A 19469-nucleotide genomic window follows, 5' to 3' on the forward strand; every position below is an offset into this window, starting at 1 on the left:
GGACCTCCGACTCTTCCACCGGGAGACGACGGCAGACCAGGATCGTGTCGTGACCAGCGGACCGAACCGAGTCCTCGCGATTCTCGTCGGGCTCGTGGTGGTCCTCGCCGCGGTCGCGGGGGTCGTCGTCGCGAACCGCACCGCGCCGTCCTTGGACGCGGACACCCCCGCGGGCGTCGTCCAGGAGTACCTGCAGGCCGTTCTCGCCGGGGACTACCCGGCCGCGGCCGACCTGATCTCGCCGTCGTCCCCCTGCGACGCCGCGGACGTGGCGCAGGCGTACCTCCCCGAGACCGCGCGCGTCGTGCTCGACCGCACCACGGTCGACGGCGACCGTGCGGTCGTGACCCTCGACGTCACGGAGAACGCCGGCGACGGCCCGTTCGGTGACTCGGGGTACTCGCACACCGAGCGCATCAACGTCGCGCGTGAGGGTGGGGCCTGGAAGATCACCGGATCGCCCTGGCTGCTGTACTCGTGCGACTCCACGAAGGGCTGATCATGATCCTCGGGCTGATCTCCTCGATCGTCACCCTCGTCCTCCCGATCGTCGTGGTCGTGTGGGCGGTGCGTCACTTCGGCGGCCGCGGCGGACCCCGCGGGACGGACGGGCGTGGCGTGCGGCGGTTCTTCCAGTACCTGCTGCTCTACGCCCTGATGATCGTCGCCGCCGTCGGCCTGTCGGAGCTCTTCGGGCTGCTGCTCGAGCAGCCCGCGCTCGTCGGGGACGACCGCACGGCGCTGGCCCGGGCCCTGACGTTCTCGGTGTTCGGCATCCCGATGTTCGTCCTGCTCGCCGTCTGGACCCGCCGGCACCTGCGGCAGGACCCGGATGAGGCACGGTCGCTCGGCTGGGCCGTCTACGCGACGTTCGCCCCCCTGACGGCCCTGATCGTGGCCATGGTCGCGCTCGGCGAGCTCGTCTCGGCGGCGCTCGCGGACCAGCGGTTCGCCGGGACCGCGCTCGCCCAGCTCGTGGTGTGGACCGGGGTCTGGGTCGCGCACTGGATCGTGGCGACCCGGATGCTCGACGCCGATCGTCGGCAGGGACAGCTCCTCCTCGGCTCGCTCATCGGCCTGGGCACCACGATCACCGGGCTGGTCTGGCTGCTGGGGGCGTCGGTCCGCATCCTGCTCGTGGACCAGCCGGACACCCTGCTGGTCGGGTCGCAGACCCCGCTCGCGCCGGCTGCCGCCACCCTCGTCGTCGGCGCGCCGGTCTGGGTCTGGTACTGGCTGCGACACCTGGCCCCGTCCCGGCGGACACCGGTGTGGTTCGCGTACGTGCTCCCGGTCGGCGTCGGCGGCTCCCTCGTCCTGGCGGTGGTCGGGGCGAGCATCGCCGGCTACCAGCTCCTCGTCTGGCTCATCGGCGAGCCGGCAGCCGCGACGGCCGCCCAGCACTTCGAGGGCACCCCGATCGCGGCCGCCTGCGTCGTGGTGGGCACCGTGAGCTGGTGGTACCACCGGCGGGTGCTGGCCGGCGCGACCCCCGAGCGCACCGAGGTCACCCGGGTCTACGAGTACCTCATGGCCGGGATCGCCCTGCTGGCCGCGGCGGCCGGGGTGGCGATGGTGATCGTCGCGCTCGTCGAGTCGCTGCTGCCCGAGGTGGTCGAGTTCGGCACGTCCGTGGTCAACTCGCTGCTGGCCGGGGTGACGCTGCTGCTCGTCGGCGGTCCGCCGTGGTGGGTGTTCTGGTCCCGGATCGGACGGGCGACCCGCACCGACGACCCGGACGAGCTCGGCGCGCCGACCCGGCGGCTGTACCTGTTCGTGCTCTTCGGGCTCGGCGGTGTTGCGGCGGTCGTGTCCGTCCTGGTGGCCGCGTTCGTCGCGATCCAGGGCATCCTGCAGGGCGGGCTCGATGCGCAGGTGGTGCGCGACATGCGCATCCCGGTCGCGATCCTGCTCACGGCCGGAGCCGTCTCCGGGTATCACTGGGCGGTCTACCGCGACGACCGGTCCCGGCTGCCCGCGCCCGTTCCTGCCCGCGGTCCGCGGTACGTGCTCCTCGTCGGTGCCCCCGGCGGCGTCGACCGCGGTGCGCTCGAGCGCCTGACCGGGGCCCGCGTGGACGTGTGGGTGCGCGCCGACGGCCTTGCCGCCCCCTGGGTGGTCGACGACGTGGTCGCCGCCGTGCGGGGGTCGGCAGCCGAGGCGGTCACCGTCGTGGCCGGGCCGACGGGGCTCGAGGTCGTCGCGATGCAGCGGCCCGGGCCGCTCACCGGTCCGGGTCCGCTCACCGGTCCGGTCCCGCAGCCGACGATCTGACGCGCTTCCGGCGTTCAGACCGCGCGCTGCAGCAGTCCCCAACGCGTGCTGTCCAGCTGGTCGAGCAGGTTGTCGAAGACCACGGCCCGGTCGAACTGCCGGGCGCGGGCACGGGCGCGCTGCTCCATCGCCGCGCGCTCCGCCGGCGCCATGGCGTCGACCCGGTCGAGCGCGGCGGCGATGGCGTCCGGGTCCTCGACCGGCACGAAGATCGCGCAGTCCCCGACCGCCTCGCCGATGCCGCCGGTCTCCGTCGTGATCACCGGGCCCCCGCCGGACAGCATCTTCTCGACCAGGGCGATCCCGAACGTCTCGACGAACTCGGGCAACGGCTTGCTGGGCAGCACGTACGCGGCCGACCCGGCCATCAGGTACGGCTTCTCGGCATCGCCGACGTCGTCGAGGAACATGATCCGGTCGGCGACAGGGGACACCGCGGCCAGGGCGCGCAGCCGGCCGGCGTCGGGCCCGGTGCCGGCGATGACCAGCTGCTGGCGGTGGGCCGCGCCGCTGCGCTCGTAGCCGGCGATCAGGTCGTCGACCCCCTTGGCGGGGCTCAGGCGCGACAGGAACAGCACGTACCCGTCCCGGGTCAGCCCGCGCCGCGCGAGCACGCGATCGCCCTCGGCCGGGTCGAGGCGGAGGTAGGCGCCGACGTCGATCGCCGGGTAGGACACGGCCACGCGACCCGTGCAGCGTTCGGCGAACGTGCTCCCGTGGCGTGCGTCGAGCTCGGCGGCCTCCGCGAGGATGATCTGCCGCGTGTACTCGGACACCGCGAGGCACAGGTCGTGGGCGAGGTAGCTCGACAGGACGTGGGCCGCGGCGCCCCACCGCCCCTCCTCGAGGCAGGACCGCACGACGTTCGTCACGTCCGAGCCGACCGCCTCCGCGACGGTGGTGACGTCGACCGGCAGCCCGGTGGAGTGCGCGATCCGGACGGCGTCGGCGACCGCGACCGCGTGCGGGCTCAGGTACAGCGACATGCACACCGTCGGGACGCCGTCGGTGAACAGCTCGACGAGGCGACCGGTCAGGCCCGCGAGGTAGCGCCCGTCGGGCACCTTGTAGTCGCCGACCGGGCCGGGGCGCTCGACGGTGATGCCTGCCGAGTAGGGCAGCACGCGGTCGAGCGGCTTGAGCGGCAGGCCGGCCTCCTGCAGCCGGTCGATGGGCCAGGTGATGATCCGGACGTCGTCGAAGCCGCGCAGCAGCGCCGCCTCGGCGAGGTTGCGGGCCTCGCCGGAGTGCCCGCAGATCACCGGGTCGGCGCGGACGACGATCACCAGGCGGCGGTTCGGGAGACTGATCATGGCGTCGCTCCGGGGTGTGCGGGGGCGGGGGGCTCGGTCGTCGACGTCGAGGGCGGGCGGGAGCCGGTTCCCCACCGGCCGGGGACCGGACCGAGGGTGATGTGCAGGCGGCCGCCGCGGTGCAGCTCGTTCCCGGTCAGCCAGGTGCGCTCCAGCGGCGCACCGTTCAGCTGGACGGCCTGCACGTACTGCACCGGACCGCCCGGCTCGGGTTCCTCGAAGCCGGTCGTCTCGATGATGAACGTGGAGCCCGCCGAGCCGCCGACGTCGATCCGTGACTCGCGCCAGGCGGGGGCGTTGATGAGGAACAGGTTCTGGCCCGCCACCGGGAACAGCCCGAGGGTGGCCCACACGTACCAGGAGCTCAGACCGCCCGAGTCGTCGTTCCCGGGCAGACCGCCGCGTCCGGTCCCGAACTGCTGGTGCACCACGGCGTGGACGACCTCGGCGGTCCGGTCCGGGCGCCCGGCGTACTGGTACGCCCAGGGGGCCTCCATGTCCGGCTCGTTGTTCAGACCCTCGAACCTGTTCAGCGCGTAGCCGCGCGCCATCTCCTCGACGCCCGGTCGGACCCCGGGCTGGGACACCGCAGGCGCGTCGAACCCGAAGAACCGGTCGAGCAGGGCGACGAACGCCTCCTCACCCCCGGCCATCGCGATCCGGGCGGCCATGTCGTGGATCAGCCGGAACGAGTAGTTCCACTTGCCGCCCTCGTAGAAGGTCGAGTCCTTGAGCAGCCCGTCCGCCGGGTCGAAGGCGTTGACCCACCGCGCGGCCAGCGGCGCGAACTGCGCGGCGAGGTCCGGGTCGCCGACCCGGTCCGCGATCTTCGAGGTGCACCAGTAGCCGAAGGCGAGGTCGAGCGTGTGGCTGATCGGATGGGCCTCGCCCCGCAGCAGGAAGTCCTCGCCGTAGGAGCGGCGCAGGTCGTTGTGCATGTGCACCAGGGCCCAGTCCCAGTCCAGCTCCAGGTCGAGCTGGCACAGATCGGCCAGGAACGTGTGCGCCAGGGCGCTCGCCTGCCGCGAGAACTGGTCCGCCCCGCGGGCCATCCGATACCCGATCGGCAGGTTTCCCTCCTCCTCGGAGATGTACAGCAACGCCTGCGCGAGCTCGATTGCCCGGTCCGGCCGGAGCGCGGTCAGCAGCGGCAGCTGGGTGCGGTAGATGTCCCACATGGTGGCGATGTCGAACGCGAACGGTCCGTCGGCCGGCCAGAAAGGGCTCTCACCCGGTGCCAGGCACGGCTTGATCAGCGAGTGGTAGAGCGCGGACGCGAAGACCGTGCGCCGATCCTCCGACGGGGTCTCGACGCTGATCGTGGCGAGATGGTCGCGCCACGTCCCGGCCGTCGCCGCCCGGCGGGTGGTGAAGCTGGAGGGCCCCGTCCCGCAGTCGGTGACCAGGTTCTCCCGGGCCTGGGCGGCGCCACGCAGCGAGAAGCCGAAGCGCAGCTCCACGACCTGGCCCGGCTCGGTCGGACCGGCCCACATCAGGCCGAACGGACGGAGCGTGGTGGGCCGGATGTGGTCGAAGTCGAGCCGGGTGCCGCCGGGCATCAACCGACGGTCGTACCAGAGCATCTGCCGCCACTGGGGGGTGTCGCACTCGACATGCACGCCGAGCGGGGCGCCCTCGACGACGATCTCGCCCTGCGCGACCCCGGGCGCGAGGGTGTGCAGGTGGGCACGCAGCGGCACGGTTCGCCCGTGCGGGATGGCCAGCCCACCGAGGGAGAAGTCGATCACGAGCCGCGCGTCGCGGTGCTCGGGGAACGTGTACCGGTGCACGGCGCTCTTGGGACCGACCGTGACCTCGCACCGGATCCCGGACGCGAGCGTGGCGGAGTACCACCCGGGTGCGGCGCTCTCCTCCTCGATCTCCCACAGTGCCCCGAGGTCGTCCAGCGGCTGGAGCATCGGGGTGACCCGGAAGTAGTTGTAGTACTTGCGGATCGCGCCGGTGCCGGACTGCTGGAAGTGGGTGAAGCCGGAGGCCATCTGGCGCTCGTGCCGCAACGGAGGGACCCCCTCGGTGACGAGGTCGTACCGGCCGTACCCCGTCGGGTAGGCGCCCGAGTAGGCGCACGCCGACACCATGCCCAGCGGGTAGGTGGCGCCGGGGTGGGTGTTGCCCACCTGCGGCTTGGGCCACCACCAGGTGCCGGCCAGGCCGGTGGGCGTCGTCAGCGCGGTGGCGTCGGTCCCGATGAACGGGTCGACGTGGTCGAGCATCGACTGCCCGGCCGAATCCGAGGGATGTGCGTGCGCTCCGCTGCGACGTCCTGCGTCCATGGCGCCGACGGTACGAGTCGTATGTGTCCGAGCGGTTACCGGCAGGTCACCTCCGCGTCAGGCCACAGCCAGCGGTGACCACCCGCCTGCCCGGTACAGTTCCCGCCATGCAAGGGGCGCAGGGGAGCAAAGGGCTGTACGCACTCAAACCGTGGTACACCCGACGGCTCGACGGGGCGATCCGCCTGGCGCAGCGGCGGGGTCTGTCACCCGATGTGTTCACCGTGCTGGGTGTGCTCTCGGCGCTGCTCGCCGGTGGAGCGATCGCGGCGGGCTGGTGGCCGGCGGCGCTGCTGCTGCTGGCCGGCCGCCTCGCCGGTGCCAACCTGGACGGCGCGGTGGCGCGCGCTCGTGGCGTGAGCCGTCCGTGGGGGTTCGTTCTCAATGAGGCCGGCGACCGGGTGAGCGACCTGCTGATGTTCGCCGGCCTCGCGGTGCTGGCCGTGCGCGAACCCGCGACCGTGCTCGTGTCCGGATCCCTGACCTCGGTGGTGTGGGTGCTGGTCGCGACCACGGCGGCGACCCTTCCGACCCTGGTCTCGCTGTCCGGCGCCGGTGCCGGCTCGACGCGGCTCAACGGCGGTCCGTTCGGCAAGACGGAGCGGTGCGCCGTCGTCGTCCTGGCCACGGCCGTCCCCGCCTGGATCCCGGTCGTGGCCCTGCTCGTGGTGGCCGGGTCGGTGGCCACGGCGGTCGCCCGGCTCCGGCGGGTGCACGCCGAGCTGTCGGCGGCCCGGTCCAGATGAGGCCCGCGGCGCCGGTGGTCGGGGGCATTGATCCCCTGGGTTCGTGGTTCGGGCTCGATCGGGAGGCGTTCGCGATCCACGGCGCGCTCGGTGGCTGGCACGTCGACCTCGACGGCCGGGCGGTGTTCCTGCTCCTGCTCTCCGCAGCCCTGCTCGCCGTGGCCGCGATCCCGGTCTTCGTCTCGAGACGACCCGAGCTGATCCGCCGGTGGACCACGTGGGCCCTGATCCTGCCGGTCATCGGCATCCCGATGTGGATCGGTCCGGGTGCCACCGCCGCCCTCGCCGCGCTGCTCGCCCTGCAGGCGGTGCGGGAGTTCGCGGCCATGCTGCGGCTTCCCCGCCCGGAGACCGGGCTGCTGCTCGTGCTTGCGGTCGCCTACCCGGTGGCGGCCTGGCGCGAGCCGAGCCTGCTCGCTCTGGTGCCGCTCATCGCTCTGCTCGCCGCCGTGCCTGCGGTCGTGCGGGGCGACGTGGACCTGGGGATGGCGCGGGCCACGGCCACGGGCTTCGGGTCGATCTGGATCTGCTGGTCGCTGGCGAACCTGGTGCTGGTCGGCGCCGATGCGTACGTGCTGTGCTTCGCGGCCGCCGCGACGGACATCGCCGCGTGGTGCGGTGGCACGGGGCTGCGACGATTCGGTTGGGCCCGACGACCGCTCTCGCCGCTCAGCCCGAACAAGACGCTCGGGGGCCTGGTCGGCGCGGCGATCGGCGGGGTGCTGGTCCTGGCGGTGCTCGGAACGGTGTCGGTCGGGTTGGTGGTCGCGGTCGTGCTCGGCAGCGTAGGAGGAGATCTGGTGGAGTCGATGGTCAAGCGGCAGGCGGGTGTGAAGGACGCCGGGCGGTGGCTGCCCGGGTTCGGTGGCCTGCTCGACCGGGTGGACTCGCTGCTGCTCGTCCTGCCCCTCGCCGCGGTGCTCGGATGACCCGCCGTCGGGTGGGGCTGCCGCCGGGGTTCAACCTGGCCGGGGCCGCGCGGCACACGGTGTGGCGCAACGTGTTCCACGCCGTCGGGGGGTTCAAGGTCACCGGGGCCGCGCCCTACGAAGCGATGGTCGTGGTGGCCAACCACTCCTCGCACGCCGACACGCCCGCCCTCATCGCGGCCTTCCCCGCGCCGTACAAGCCGGTGGTCGTCGCCGCGGGGGACTACTGGTTCGAGAAGCGGTGGATGCGCTGGGGGCTGAAGCTCCTGATCGGGGCGGTCCCCGTGCGCCGGGTCGGGGGCGGAGGCTTCGAGAGCCTGCTCGCCGGTGCGCAGGACGTGCTCGGCACGGGGTCGAGCCTGCTCGTGTTCCCCGAGGGCACGCGCAGTGCCGACGGCGAGCTGGGCACGTTCCGCACCGGCGCGCTGCGGATCGCCCGGGAGTTCGACGTGCCCGTGCTCCCGGTCGCCATCGTGGGGACCAGCCGGCTGCTGCCGAAGGGCGGCCGGATGCGACCCGGACCGGTGGAGGTGCGGATCGGCGTGCCGGTGCAGCCCGAGGACCTCGACCCCGAGGACATGGGGCCCGTGGTCGCCCAGATCCGGGCCCTGCTCGACGACGGCCCGGCCCGGGCCTCCGAGTCGCGGACCTGGCGCACGCTGCACGGGGCGATGGACGGGTGGCCCGGCATGGCCGGCGGGTTCGCCTGGGGGTTCGCCGAGGCCGTGAGCTGGCCCGTGACCTCGGAGATGTACCTCGCGCTCGTCGGGGTCGCGCACCCGCGCCGGGTCCTGCCGGCGGCGGGGTGGCTGACGGCAGGATCGGTCGTGGGCATCCTGTGCACGCGGGCGTTGACCGGCAACGGCCTGCGGCCGCCGGCGCCGCTGACCACGGAGTCGATGCGGCTGGCTGCCGCCCGGCACATGGCGGTCGGAGCCCGCGGGATCTGGTGGCAGGCGCTCAACGGCGTGCCGGTCAAGCTGTACGCGCAGGCGGCCGCCGACGCCGGGGTCGGTGCCCGGCCGCTGGCCCTGCACGCCCTCGGGGCGCGGGGCGCCAGGGCGGCGGCGATGGGCGCGGTCGCGGCGGCCGGGGCCGGGGTGGCCCAGCCGGTGCTGCGCCGGTTCTACGGTCCGTACCTGGGTGCCCTCGGGTTGACCTACGCCGGCGGGCTCGCCCTCGTGATCCGGCGGTGGCAGCGGCGCTGACGCCCCACCGGCCGGGGTCCGTGCTTCATCGTTTGCGGGTCGCCCGGCTCGGTCCTAGCGTGCCGAGAGACCGTTGTTCTCGGCACGGAAGGAGTCGACGATGACCAGGACCACGGTGCGCAGCGATGCGCCGGACGACTTGCGCTCCCGGGTCTCGGGAGCGGTGGTGACCCCCGCGGACGTCGATTTCGACGCGGCGCGCGCGGTGTGGAACTCGATGATCGACCGCAGGCCGGCGGCGATCGTCCGCGCGGCGGGAGTGGAGGACATCGCCCCCACGATCGGGTTCGCGCGGGAGCGCGGGCTGGACCTGGCGGTCCGCGGCGGCGGCCACAACGTGGCCGGCAGCGGAACGGTCTCGGACGGCATCGTGCTGGACCTGGGCGAGCTGACCGAGGTCACCGTCGACCCCGCGGCCCGGACCGTCCGGGTCCAGTCCGGGGCCACGCTCGCGCACGTCGATGCTGCCACGGCGCCCCACGACCTGGCGGTACCGGTCGGGGTCGTCTCCGGGACCGGGATCGCGGGACTGACCCTGGGTGGGGGGATGGGCTGGCTGACCCGCGCGTACGGGCTCACCGCCGACAACCTGGTCGCGGTCGACCTCGTGACCGCCGACGGGCGACCGGTGACGGCGACCGAGACCGAGAACCCGGAGCTGTTCTGGGCCCTGCATGGGGGCGGCGGCAACTTCGGGGTGGTCTCGGCCTTCACCTTCCGCGCCTACCCGCTCGGCCCGCGGGTGTTCGCCGGCAATCTCGTCTACGGCCAGGAGCGCTGGCGCCAGGCCTGGGCTGCGCTCGACGAGTGGACCCGGGAGCTGCCCGACGCGATGACGACGATCACCTCGACGCTGACGCCGCCGCCGCTCCTGGGGCTCGGGGAGGCGCCCGTGCTGCTGATCGGGTTCGTCTGGGCCTCGCCGGACCGTGCGGCGGGGGAGGCGCTCGTCGACCGGCTCCGCGCGCTCGCCCCGCCGGACGTCGAAGAGGTCGGTGACGTGTCCTGGGTCGAGTGGCAGTCGGCGGTCGACGCGATGTTCCCGCGCGGGGTGCGTGCGTACTGGCGCAACACGTCCTTCGATCGCCTCGACGACGAGGTCGTCGACGTGCTCGTCCGGCGCGGCGCCGAGCAGACCTGGTACGGCACCGGCTTCGACGTGCACCACCTCGGTGGCGCCTTCGGGCGGGTGCCCCAGGACACCACGGCCTTCCCCCAGCGGTCCGCCCGCTTCTGGCTGAACGTCTACGGGTTCTGGGGCGACGCGGCCGACGACGACGACCGGGTCGCCTTCGTGCGGGGCCTGTCCGCGGACCTGGACCCGTTCGCCACGGGTGGCCAGTACGTCAACTTCCAGGGTCAGGAGGTGACGGGCCACCGCGTGCAAGACCCGCGGGTCGTGTTCGGCGAGCGGGCCTTCGAGCGACTGGTCGCCGTCAAGCGGCAGTACGACCCCGACAACGTCTTCCGGCTCAACCACAACATCCCGCCGCGCTGACGTTCCCGCCGCGCTGACGTTCCCGCCGCGCTGACGGCTCACCACGGTCGTCAGCGGGGTCGGGCGATCCTGTCAGGCGACGCCGTCCCCGGTGGCGGGGGCGTCGTCGTCGTCGTCGGCCAGGATCAGGTAGAGCGAGCGCCGGGCGTCGCGCAGGACGGTGCTCGCTGCCTCCTGCTGCGCCGCGCTGCCGGACCGGGCCAGCTGGCGGACGGCGCTGATGAGCCCCTCCATCGGCTTGCGCAGGTCGACCTGGCTGCCGACCTCGGCCTTCAGCGCCCCGAACGGGTCCCCGAGCTCGTCGGCGTGGTCGACGAGGTACGCCCGCCCCTCCTCGGTCAGGGTGGCCAGCTTGCGACCCTGGTCATGGGTGATCGCGACCAGCCCCTCGTCCTCCAGCTGGGACAGGACCGGGTAGATGGTGCCCGGGCTCGGGCGCCACACGCCGTCGCTGCGTTCCGCGATCCACTGCATCAGCTGGTAGCCGTGGGCCGGCGCCTCCCCGAGCAGCTGGAGCACGGCGGCGCGCACGTCCCCGCGGGGGGCGCGCATGCCTCGACGGCGGCCCGGTCCGCGTCCGCCGCCGCCGTGGCCGTGGCCGGGGGCACCGTGGTGGCCGGGCCCGAAGCCGGGCCCGAATCCCGGACCGGGGCCGAAGCCCGGGGTGAACGGTTCGTGGTGACTCCACGCTCGGCGGTCGCCGCTGCGGGGGTCCTTGCTGGTGGCGTCTCTCATGACGCTCCTTTCGTCGATACGCTCACGATATATCGCTGACGCATCGCTCGCAAGAGCGGGTGTCTCTCGTCACACGGTGATCTCGGAAGGCTCCCGGCGCGGGCTGGTTGTAGAAGACAGCACCCGCAACCGTCAAGGAGTCACCATGCCCAACCTGTTCGAGCCGTTCACCCTCGCGGGTCTCGAGCTCACCAACCGCCTCGTGATGGCGCCGCTGACGCGGAACCGGGCCGGTGCCGGCGAGGCCCCGACCGCGCTCGCGGCCGAGTACTACGCCCAGCGCGCGTCCGCCGGGCTGATCATCGCCGAGGGCACGCAGCCGTCCGCCGCCGGGCAGGCCTACCCGCACACGCCGGGGCTGCACACGGACGAGCAGACGGCCGGCTGGGCCCAGGTCGCGGACGCCGTGCACGCGCGCGGCGGAAAGATCGTCGTCCAGCTCATGCACGCCGGCCGCATCAGCCACGAGGCGATCATCGGAACGCGTCCGGTCGCGCCGTCGGCCATCACCCCGGCCGGCCAGGTCTACACCGAGCAGGGCATGAAGGACTTCGAGGAGCCGCGCGCCCTCGAGACCGCCGAGCTCCCCGGCGTCGTGGCGGAGTTCGTCGACGCGGCCCGCCGCGCGATGGCGGCCGGCCTCGACGGCGTCGAGCTGCACGCGGCCAACGGCTACCTGCTGCAGCAGTTCCTCGCCACCGGCGCCAACAGCCGCACCGACGGCTACGGCGGGACGCCCGAGTACCGGGCCCGCTTCGTGATCGAGGTGGCCACCGCCGTCGCGGCGGCCATCGGCGCCGACAAGGTCGGGATCCGGATCTCGCCGGCGGGCACGATGAACGGCATCTCCGAGACCGAGGTCGCCGCGACCTACGCCGCGCTGCTCGACGGCCTGAACCCCCTGGGACTGCTCTACCTGCACATCCTCGAGGGCCAGGACACCGTCTTCCACGAGAAGCTGCGCGCCCAGTGGACCGGCGCGGTCATCTTCAACACCGGCTTCACCGGGCCGTCGGACCTCGGCACGGCGCAGGCGGCCGTCGATGACGGGACGACCGACCTGTTCTGCATCGGCCGCGGCTTCCTGGCCAACCCCGACCTCGTCGAGCGACTGCGCAGCGGCGCGGACCTCAACGAGGTCGACACGACGACCCTCTACAGCGGCGGCGCGAAGGGCTACACGGACTACCCGTTGCTCTCCGCCTGACGCCGCTCCGCCTGACACCGCTCCGGCGTGGCTGTTGCCACGCCGGAGCTACGGCTCCGTGGCGTAGTTCATCGCCTCGCCGGCGAGCTCGAGATCGACCGTGGCGCCGAGCACGGGTGAGGTGCCGCCCGAGATCCGGGCCAGGACGCGCTCGTCGGTGGCGAGCACGGTGAGGGCGACCACGGAGTCGTGCCCGTAGAAGTGCACCCGGTCGACCCGCGCCAGCGTCTGGATGCTTGTGCCGTCGGCGGGCACGATCAGGACCTGCTCGGGTCGCACCAGGATCTGGGCAGGTCCGTCGCGGCGCAGCCGTCGGAGCGGGATCGGCCCGATGCTGGTGTGCGCGAGGCCGTCCCGGACCTGCGCCTCCAGCACGTTGGCGTGCCCGACGGACCGGGCCGTGGCGGCGTCGGCCGGCTGGCCGTACACGGCGGCCGGGGCGTCGGCCTGGACGATGCGCCCGTCGCGCATGATGGCGATGCGGTCGGCCATCGACATCGCCTCGCCCTGGTCGTGCGTCACGAGCAGGGCGGACGCCGACGCCGCCCGCAGCGCACTGACGACCGCCTCGCGCGTCTCGGTCCGCAGGGCAGCGTCCAGGGACGAGAACGGCTCGTCGAGCAGGAGCAGGGTCGGACGCGGCGCGAGGGCGCGCGCGAGCGCGACCCGCTGCTGCTGCCCGCCGGACAGCTGGTGCGGCGCGCGGTGGCGGACCCGTCGGTCGAGCCCGACGAGCTCGAGCAGCTCGTCGACCCGGTGGTGCGCCTTGCGCTCGGAGCGGGGCAGGCCGAAGACGATGTTCTCGGCGACGTCGAGGTGGGGGAACAGCGCACCCTCCTGCGGGACGTACCCCACGCGGCGACGTTGCGGCGAGACGAACGTGCCGTCACCGACCACGACGTCGTCCCCCAGTGCGATCGTGCCCTCGTCGGGGGCCGCGAACCCGGCGATGAGGCGCAGCAGGGTGGTCTTGCCGCAGCCCGAGGCACCGAGGACCGCGGTCAGCTCGCCGTCGGCGACGGTGAGGTCGACGCCGTCGAGCACGGGATGGTCCCCGAACGACTTGCACACGCCCTTGATGGTCAACGCGGTCATCTGAGGTGGCCCTTCCGGGTCGGTCGGGTCAGCAGGTAGGTCGCGGGCAGTGACAGCACGACCATCAGGACGGCGTACGGCGCCGCGGCACCGTAGGCGAGGCTGCTGCTGTAGCCCCAGAACGTCGTGGCGAGGGTCTCGGTGCCGATCGGGGCCAGGAGCAGCGTCGAGGTCAGCTCGGTGATCACCGCGAGGAACACGAGGGCGGCTCCTGCGCCGGCCCCGGGCGCGATCAGCGGCAGGGTGACCCGGGCGAACCGGGCCACGACGCCCGCGCCCAGGGAGCTGGCGACCTCGTCGAGCGCGGGCGGCACCTGACGGATCGCTGCCTGCAGGCCCACCATCGCCCGCGGCATGAACAAGATGACGTAGGCGATCACCAGCACGGGAGCGGTCTGGTACCAGGGCTGAGCGAAGCTGATCGTGAGGGTGACCAGCGCGAGCGCGACGACGATGCCCGGCAGCGCACTGCTCACGTAGGTGCTGCGCTCGAGCAGCGTGGCGAACGGTCCGGCGTGCCGCACGCTCAACCAGGCCACCGGCAGCGCGAGCGCGGTGGTGGCGAGCGCGGCCACCAGACCGAGGAGCAGGGACTGGGTCAGCGTCGCGGTCAGGGTCCCCAGCTCGAGCGTCGTCGACGACCCGACCCACAGCCACCGCGCCAGCATCGCCATCGGCAGCCCCACCGCGAGCACCGCGACGCTCGCGACCAGGACCAGCCCGGGGGTCGCCCAGCGCCCCGCGCGCAGCCGCGTCGTGGCCCGAGCGGTCCCGTGCCCCACCCGGGCCAGGTGGCGGTGGCCGCGCAGGCGCAGCTCGGTGAGCAGCAGGAACAGGCACGCGATCACCAGGACCGTGGCCAGGGAGTTCGCCGCCGGGCCGGCGAAGGACGACCGGTACTGGTCGTAGATCGCCGTGGTGAAGGTGGGGTACTGCAGCATGCGCAGCGCGCCGAACTCCGCCAGCAGGTGCAGCCCCACGAGCAGGGAGCCCCCGAGCAGCGCCGGGCGGAGCTGGGGGAGGACGACCCGTCGGAACGTGCCCCAGCTGCCGAACCCGAGCGACCGGGAGACCTCCTCCAGGGCGGGGTCCAACCCCCCGAGCATCGCCGAGACGGGCAGGTACACGAGCGGGAAGTAGGACAGCGTGACGATCAGCAGGGCCCCGCCGAAGCCGTGCAGGCCCGGCACGAGCGAGACCCATGCGTAGCTGTTGACGAACGCCGGGATCGCCAGCGGCGCCACCATGAGCACGTGCCACAGGCGGCGTCCCCGGAGCGCGGTCCGCCCGACCAGCCAGGCCGTGGTCGTGCCCACCAGGGCGCACATCGCGATCGCCGCCAGGGTGAGGCGGACCGTGTTCCAGGTCAGCTCCAGGACGCGCGCCCGGAACACCAGCCGTGACACCTGCGCCCAGCCGGCGTCGACGGTGTACCCCACGACGTACAGCAGCGGGAGCGTCACGAGCAGCGCCACCAGCAGGCTGACGCCGCGAAGCAGCCACACCCCCGACCGGGTCGTGGGCCTGCTAGCGAGGCGGGTTGCAGTGAGCACTCAGAGGAGGCCCGCCTGCTGCATGAGCTCCACCACGAGCGGTCCGTTCAGGCTGGTCGGATCGACGACGGGCGGGTCGAGGTCGCTCAGCGGCGGCAGCGCGGGGTTCGACTCGGCGTCGCTCGCGATCGTGTACTCCAGCGCCTTGCTGCCGGCGATCGCCGCCTGGCCCTGCGCGCTGGTGAGGAACGCGACGAACTGCTGGGCCTCGGCCGGATGCTCGCTCGACGCGAGCACCCCGGCACCGGACACGCTCAGGAACGCGCCCGGGTCCTGGTCGCCGAAGTAGTGCAGCTCCACGTTCGCGCTGTTGTCGCCACCCTCGGCCCGGTCCTGGTACCAGTAGTAGTGATAGACGACCCCGGCGTCGATCTCCCCGGCGTTGACGGCCTTCATCACGGTGCTGTTGCCGTCGTAGATCTTGGCGTTGGCCTTGAGCCCAGCCAGCCAGGCGGCCGCGGCGTCCTCGCCCTCGAGCTGCACGACGGCGCTCACGATGGCCTGGAAGTCCGCTCCGGCCGGGGAGATGCCGAGGCGTCCCTCCCAGACCGGGTCGGCCAGGTCCATCAGCGAGGCGGGCAGGCCGGCGCTGTCCAGCGTCCGCGCGTCGTAGACCAGGACCGTCGACCGGGCGGCGAACCCGACCCAGGTGCCGTCGGTCGGCTGGTACTGCGTCGGGGTCTGCTCGAGGGTGTCCTGGTCGAGCTCGGCGAACAGGCCCGCGTCCGAGACCAGGCTCATGCCGGGGGAGTTCTCGGTGACGAACAGGTCGGCGGGGGAGGCCTCGCCCTCCTGGACCAGCAGGTTCGACAGCTCCGAGTCGTCTCCGTTGCGCATCTGCACGGCGATGCCGGTCTCGTCCTCGAACGCGTCGATGACGGGCTGCATGAGCGCTTCGTGCTGGGCGTTGTACAGGGTCAGCGTCGTGGCGCTGGCATCGGCGGTGGTGTCGGACGTCGTGCCGCAGGCCGACAGGGTCAGGGCGGCTAGGGCGACAACGGACGCCACCGGGCCTCGCAGGGATCGCATGGGTAGGTCTACTCCAGAGGTCTCAGGTAAGCCTAACCTTAATTTTGAGAACCAACCTGGTCAAACCTGCTGGTCAGCGGGACCCACCTGGGTGTCCAGCCAGCGGGTCAGGGGGCGCGAGGCCCGGAGCACCTCCACGACCTCGTCCTTGGCAGCGGCGGTCCCGAGCCAGGGCTCGACCGGCCACTGCTTCCAGGTGACCAGGCCCTTCATGCGCAGGAGCTCGATCCGCGGGTGGTCTCGCGGGTAGCCGCGTGGCGCGGTCGCCAACGTGCTCGCCGCGGTAGTGGTCAGCCCGGCCGCCCGAGCGTCGTCGACGATCCGCACCAGCGCCTCGCCGGGGATGTCGCTGGCCACCGCGCGACGGTAGCGGGCCAGCTGATCGGTCGCGAAGACGTACATGCCGCTGGCCACCGCGAGCCCGTCCGCCGAGAGCTGCACGTAGCCGTGCCGGGCGAGGGTGCCGCCGATGTGGGACTTGTACGGGGTCTTGTCCGCGCTGAACCGGATGTCGCGGTTCGGCCGGTAGATCTTCGCGTCACCGAACTCGTCGGCGAGCTCGGCGAGCAGCGCCTGCATCGGCGCGCGCACCTGCTCGTCGTACACCTGCTTGTGCGCCTGCCAGTAGGCCTTGGAGTTGTCGACCTCCAGCCCGTCGTAGAAGTCGAGGACCGCGTCGGTCCAGCCGTGGAACGCCACCGTCACCGCCCTCCTGCTCCGCCGTCTGCTCCCTGGTCGGCCCGCCGGGCGCCACCGGCGCGGATGCCGATCACGACGGTGGCCTGGAGCTCGTCGGACGTGGTCACCCGCGCGGTCAGCCCGCTGCGCTCGACGAGGTCGACGGTGCCGGCCGCCTGGCTCCGGCTGGTCTCGATCACCAGGGACCCGCCCGGCGCCAGCCAGTCGGCCGCCCGGGCGGCCACGCGCCGGTGGACGTCGAGGCCGTCGCCGCCCCCGTCCAGCGTGACCCGCGGCTCGTGCAGCCGGGCCTCCGGCGGCATCGTGGCGATCGCGTCGGTCGGCACGTAGGGCGCGTTGACGACGATGAGGTCGACCCGGCCGCGCAACCGCGCCGGGAGGGGATCGAACAGGTCGCCGGAGTACACGTGGCCGCCGGCGGGCTCGATGTTGCGGCGGGCGCAGCGCACGGCGGCGGGTTCGATGTCGGTGGCGTGCAGGTCGAGATGCTCGACCTGCGCGGCCAGCGCGGTACCGATCGCGCCGGAGCCGCAGCACAGGTCGACGACGACGGCGCCGGGGCGGGCGAGGGCCACCGCCTGCGCGACGACGAGCTCCGTGCGCCGTCGGGGCACGAAGACCCCCGGCTCGACGGCGATCCGCAGCCCGCAGAACTCCGCCCAGCCGAGCAGCGGTTCCAGGGGCAGGCCGCTGGCTCGCCGGGTCACCAGGTCGTCGAGCTCGGCCGGCGACCGAGCCGCGCCCAGGAGCAGATCGGCCTCGTCCTCGGCATAGACGCAGCCGGCCGCACGCAGCCGCGCGACGACCTCGGGGCGCGTTGCCATCTCAGGGCGCGATGCCCTCTCGGGGCGCGTTGCCGCCTCACGGTGCGCGGCCGTGGGCCGTGGTGCGGGCGAGGCTGGCATGGGGACTCTTCCGGTGGCGCCGACGTCGGCGGTCACGCTACCGGAGCACGGGCCCTTCTACCCTGTGCGGGCCTGTTCGCGTCCCTAGGCTGAGAGCCATGATCACAGTCAAGGAAGCCGCCGCGACGTTCCTCACGGCGAAGCGGGTCGCGGTGACCGGGGTGTCCCGCAAGGCGGAGGGGCACGGCTCCAACATCGTCTATCAGCGGCTGCGGGACCGGGGCTACGAGGTCTTCGCGGTCAACCCGAACGCCGAGACCGTCGAGGGCGATGCCGCCTACCCGGACCTCGCCTCGATCCCCGGTGGGGTGCAGGCCGTCGTGATCGGGACCAAGCCCGCCACGGCGGAGGTCACCATGCGTGAGTGCGCCGACCTGGGGATCGACCAGGTGTGGATGCACCGGTCTATCGGCGGCGGCAGCGTCTCGCCGGCGGCGACCGAGTACGGCCGGGCGCACGGGATCACCGTGATCGACGGCGGCTGTCCGCTGATGTTCGACCCCACCGCGGACACCGGGCACAAGTGCATGCGCTTCGTGTTCAGCATGTCGGGGGCCGTACCGCGCCACGTGAGCTGAAGTCACCGCGGCGGGTTGCCCCCGAGGAGCAGACGGCGGCGACGTAACCGCGTAAGTTGTCGCCACGTCCTTGCGGCAAGGACCGCCGTCCGTACGGACGGTGCAGGTGAGGAAGGACCACCGTCGTGACCGAGGTCGACCCGTCGAAGGCCGGCGCGGAGCAGCTGGCGCCACTGCAACCCCCCGGTCCTGTCGAGCCGGTGCTCACGCTCACCGTGCCCGCCCCGGTCGGGCAGGTCCAGGCGACCGCGGCGCCCCGGATGGCGCCCGCCGTCGATCCTGCCGCGCTGCCCGGGCTCGATGCGAAGGTCGGCGACTTCCTCGGCTCGTTGATGACGGCCGAGCCCCACTCGCCGGAGTTCGCCACCAAGGCCGGCGACGTGCGCATGATGGGCGACGCGGACATCCGGCACGCGGCCGAGAGCTCCAACCGGTTGCTGAAGTCGCCGGTGCGCGCGCTGACCGAGGGCGGGCTCGCCTCGGGCTCCAAGGTCGGCACGACGCTGGTCGAGCTGCGTCGCACGGTCGAGGACCTCGACCCGTCGGGCGCCCAGGGCACCCGCAAGCTGTTGGGGTTCCTGCCGTTCGGCGACAAGATCGCCGACTACTTCCAGAAGTACCAGAGCGCCCAGACCCACCTCGACGCGATCCTGCACGCGCTGCGGGACGGGCAGGACGAGCTGCGCAAGGACAACGCCTCGCTCAACCTCGAGAAGGGCGAGCTGTGGGCGGCGATGGCGCGCCTCAACCAGTACGTCTACATCGCCGAGCGGCTCGACTCCCGGCTCGCGGCGGGCATCTCCGAGCTCGAGGCCACCGACCCGGACCGAGCCCGGTCGCTGCGCGACGACGTGCTGTTCTACGTGCGTCAGAAGCACCAGGACCTGCTGGTCCAGCTCGCGGTGTCGATCCAGAACTACCTCGCGATCGACGTCGTGATCAAGAACAACCTCGAGCTCGTCAAGGGCGTCGACCGCGCGTCGACGACGACGATCTCGGCGTTGCGCACCGCGGTCATCGTCGCCCAGGCGCTCGGCAACCAGAAGCTCGTGCTCGACCAGATCTCGGCCCTGAACACCACGACGTCGAACCTGATCGAGCGCACCTCGGCCATGCTCAAGGACAACTCGGTCCGGATCCAGGAGCAGGCGGCGTCGGCCACGATCGGCCTGCCCCAGCTGCAGGCGGCGTTCGCGAACATCTACGCCACGATGGACGCGATCGACACGTTCAAGGTCGGGGCGCTCGACACGATGGCGGCGACGATCGGCACCCTCGAGACCGAGGTCGGCAAGTCGCGCGACTACCTCGACCGGGTCCAGCAGCACGACGACCGGTTGGCCAGCGGTTCGCTCGACCTCGACCGCCCGGCCGGCAGCGGCCGATGACGCTCGGCGTCCGGGTGA

Annotated in this window: 17 protein-coding genes; 9 read left to right on the top strand and 8 right to left on the bottom strand. The window is 72.8% G+C overall.

Going from position 1 to position 19469, the window contains the following annotated elements:
• Positions 1-49: 49 nt before the first annotated feature.
• On the top strand, positions 50-499 hold the full coding sequence (locus EUA98_RS10985; protein ID WP_130102729.1) for a nuclear transport factor 2 family protein: 450 nt from the start codon (positions 50-52) through the stop codon (positions 497-499).
• Entirely contained in the window at positions 478-2274 is a 1797-nt protein-coding gene (locus tag EUA98_RS10990) for a DUF5671 domain-containing protein (protein WP_130102730.1), read from the top strand. Before EUA98_RS10985 ends, EUA98_RS10990 begins: the two co-directional genes overlap by 22 nt.
• A gap of 14 nt (positions 2275-2288) precedes the next feature.
• Here EUA98_RS10990 and EUA98_RS10995 read toward each other — a convergent pair whose 3' ends face one another.
• Both EUA98_RS10995 and EUA98_RS11000 read right to left on the bottom strand, forming a co-directional pair.
• Positions 2289-3587, bottom strand: coding sequence for a glycosyltransferase (locus EUA98_RS10995; RefSeq protein WP_130102731.1), 1299 nt, complete (start codon positions 3585-3587; stop codon positions 2289-2291).
• Positions 3584-5881 (bottom strand): glycoside hydrolase domain-containing protein, encoded by a 2298-nt coding sequence (locus EUA98_RS11000; protein ID WP_242511395.1) that lies wholly within the window; start codon positions 5879-5881, stop codon positions 3584-3586. Before EUA98_RS11000 ends, EUA98_RS10995 begins: the two co-directional genes overlap by 4 nt.
• Positions 5882-5988: 107 nt before the next feature.
• On the opposite strand from EUA98_RS11000, the gene EUA98_RS11005 reads away from it, so the two are divergent.
• The 4 genes from EUA98_RS11005 (at position 5989) to EUA98_RS11020 (ending at position 10262) form a co-directional block, all read left to right on the top strand.
• On the top strand, positions 5989-6627 hold the full coding sequence (locus EUA98_RS11005) for a CDP-alcohol phosphatidyltransferase family protein (RefSeq protein ID WP_130102732.1): 639 nt from the start codon (positions 5989-5991) through the stop codon (positions 6625-6627).
• A complete protein-coding gene (locus EUA98_RS11010; RefSeq protein WP_130102733.1) occupies positions 6624-7556 on the top strand; it encodes a phosphatidate cytidylyltransferase in 933 nt (310 codons plus the stop codon). The genes EUA98_RS11005 and EUA98_RS11010 overlap by 4 nt, the downstream gene beginning before the upstream one ends.
• Positions 7553-8764, top strand: coding sequence for a lysophospholipid acyltransferase family protein (locus EUA98_RS11015; protein WP_130102734.1), 1212 nt, complete (start codon positions 7553-7555; stop codon positions 8762-8764). The genes EUA98_RS11010 and EUA98_RS11015 overlap by 4 nt, the downstream gene beginning before the upstream one ends.
• 100 nt (positions 8765-8864) lie before the next feature.
• Positions 8865-10262 carry an FAD-binding oxidoreductase gene (locus EUA98_RS11020; protein WP_130102735.1) on the top strand — a complete coding sequence of 466 codons (1398 nt, stop codon included), beginning with the start codon at positions 8865-8867 and terminating at the stop codon, positions 10260-10262.
• Between the two features lie 72 nt (positions 10263-10334).
• Here the strand turns inward: EUA98_RS11020 and EUA98_RS11025 are convergent, their stop codons facing one another.
• On the bottom strand, positions 10335-10997 hold the full coding sequence (locus EUA98_RS11025) for a PadR family transcriptional regulator (RefSeq protein ID WP_130102736.1): 663 nt from the start codon (positions 10995-10997) through the stop codon (positions 10335-10337).
• A gap of 145 nt (positions 10998-11142) precedes the next feature.
• Between EUA98_RS11025 and EUA98_RS11030 the strand changes: the two genes are divergently transcribed.
• Positions 11143-12204 carry an alkene reductase gene (locus EUA98_RS11030; RefSeq protein ID WP_130102737.1) on the top strand — a complete coding sequence of 354 codons (1062 nt, stop codon included), beginning with the start codon at positions 11143-11145 and terminating at the stop codon, positions 12202-12204.
• A gap of 48 nt (positions 12205-12252) precedes the next feature.
• Here the strand turns inward: EUA98_RS11030 and EUA98_RS11035 are convergent, their stop codons facing one another.
• The 5 genes from EUA98_RS11035 to EUA98_RS11055 are packed head-to-tail and all read right to left on the bottom strand — an operon-like array spanning position 12253 to position 17404.
• Complete coding sequence (locus tag EUA98_RS11035; protein ID WP_130102738.1) at positions 12253-13299, bottom strand: ABC transporter ATP-binding protein; 1047 nt, start codon at positions 13297-13299, stop codon at positions 12253-12255.
• The gene (locus tag EUA98_RS11040; protein WP_242511397.1) at positions 13296-14804 is read right to left on the bottom strand and encodes an ABC transporter permease; all 1509 of its coding nucleotides are present in this window, start codon (positions 14802-14804) and stop codon (positions 13296-13298) included. The genes EUA98_RS11035 and EUA98_RS11040 overlap by 4 nt, the downstream gene beginning before the upstream one ends.
• A 48-nt stretch (positions 14805-14852) precedes the next feature.
• Positions 14853-15881 (bottom strand): iron ABC transporter substrate-binding protein, encoded by a 1029-nt coding sequence (locus EUA98_RS11045; RefSeq protein WP_130102739.1) that lies wholly within the window; start codon positions 15879-15881, stop codon positions 14853-14855.
• A 60-nt stretch (positions 15882-15941) separates the two neighbouring features.
• Positions 15942-16586: a DUF2461 domain-containing protein gene (locus EUA98_RS11050; protein WP_207219050.1), complete on the bottom strand. Its 645-nt coding sequence runs from the start codon at positions 16584-16586 to the stop codon at positions 15942-15944.
• Positions 16583-17404 (bottom strand): putative protein N(5)-glutamine methyltransferase, encoded by an 822-nt coding sequence (locus EUA98_RS11055; protein WP_207219051.1) that lies wholly within the window; start codon positions 17402-17404, stop codon positions 16583-16585. The genes EUA98_RS11050 and EUA98_RS11055 overlap by 4 nt, the downstream gene beginning before the upstream one ends.
• A gap of 179 nt (positions 17405-17583) precedes the next feature.
• On the opposite strand from EUA98_RS11055, the gene EUA98_RS11060 reads away from it, so the two are divergent.
• Together EUA98_RS11060 and EUA98_RS11065 are read left to right on the top strand one after the other, a co-directional pair.
• Complete coding sequence (locus EUA98_RS11060) at positions 17584-18063, top strand: CoA-binding protein (RefSeq protein ID WP_130102741.1); 480 nt, start codon at positions 17584-17586, stop codon at positions 18061-18063.
• 125 nt (positions 18064-18188) lie between these two features.
• On the top strand, positions 18189-19451 hold the full coding sequence (locus EUA98_RS11065) for a toxic anion resistance protein (protein WP_130102742.1): 1263 nt from the start codon (positions 18189-18191) through the stop codon (positions 19449-19451).
• Positions 19452-19469: the final 18 nt, after the last annotated feature.

The organism is Pengzhenrongella frigida (assembly GCF_004168625.1).
Lineage (GTDB): Bacteria > Actinomycetota > Actinomycetes > Actinomycetales > Cellulomonadaceae > Pengzhenrongella > Pengzhenrongella frigida.

What these genes read in the sequence shown, in the direction of transcription:
- EUA98_RS10995 (WP_130102731.1), bottom strand. Translation starts at nt 3,587, where the DNA reads ATGATCAGTCTCCCGAACCGCCGCCTGGTGATCGTCGTCCGCGCCGAC.
- EUA98_RS11000 (WP_242511395.1), bottom strand. Translation starts at nt 5,881, where the DNA reads ATGGACGCAGGACGTCGCAGCGGAGCGCACGCACATCCCTCGGATTCG.
- EUA98_RS11005 (WP_130102732.1), top strand. Translation starts at nt 5,989, where the DNA reads ATGCAAGGGGCGCAGGGGAGCAAAGGGCTGTACGCACTCAAACCGTGG.
- EUA98_RS11010 (WP_130102733.1), top strand. Translation starts at nt 6,624, where the DNA reads ATGAGGCCCGCGGCGCCGGTGGTCGGGGGCATTGATCCCCTGGGTTCG.
- EUA98_RS11015 (WP_130102734.1), top strand. Translation starts at nt 7,553, where the DNA reads ATGACCCGCCGTCGGGTGGGGCTGCCGCCGGGGTTCAACCTGGCCGGG.
- EUA98_RS11020 (WP_130102735.1), top strand. Translation starts at nt 8,865, where the DNA reads ATGACCAGGACCACGGTGCGCAGCGATGCGCCGGACGACTTGCGCTCC.
- EUA98_RS11025 (WP_130102736.1), bottom strand. Translation starts at nt 10,997, where the DNA reads ATGAGAGACGCCACCAGCAAGGACCCCCGCAGCGGCGACCGCCGAGCG.
- EUA98_RS11030 (WP_130102737.1), top strand. Translation starts at nt 11,143, where the DNA reads ATGCCCAACCTGTTCGAGCCGTTCACCCTCGCGGGTCTCGAGCTCACC.
- EUA98_RS11035 (WP_130102738.1), bottom strand. Translation starts at nt 13,299, where the DNA reads ATGACCGCGTTGACCATCAAGGGCGTGTGCAAGTCGTTCGGGGACCAT.
- EUA98_RS11045 (WP_130102739.1), bottom strand. Translation starts at nt 15,881, where the DNA reads ATGCGATCCCTGCGAGGCCCGGTGGCGTCCGTTGTCGCCCTAGCCGCC.
- EUA98_RS11055 (WP_207219051.1), bottom strand. Translation starts at nt 17,404, where the DNA reads ATGGCAACGCGCCCCGAGGTCGTCGCGCGGCTGCGTGCGGCCGGCTGC.
- EUA98_RS11060 (WP_130102741.1), top strand. Translation starts at nt 17,584, where the DNA reads ATGATCACAGTCAAGGAAGCCGCCGCGACGTTCCTCACGGCGAAGCGG.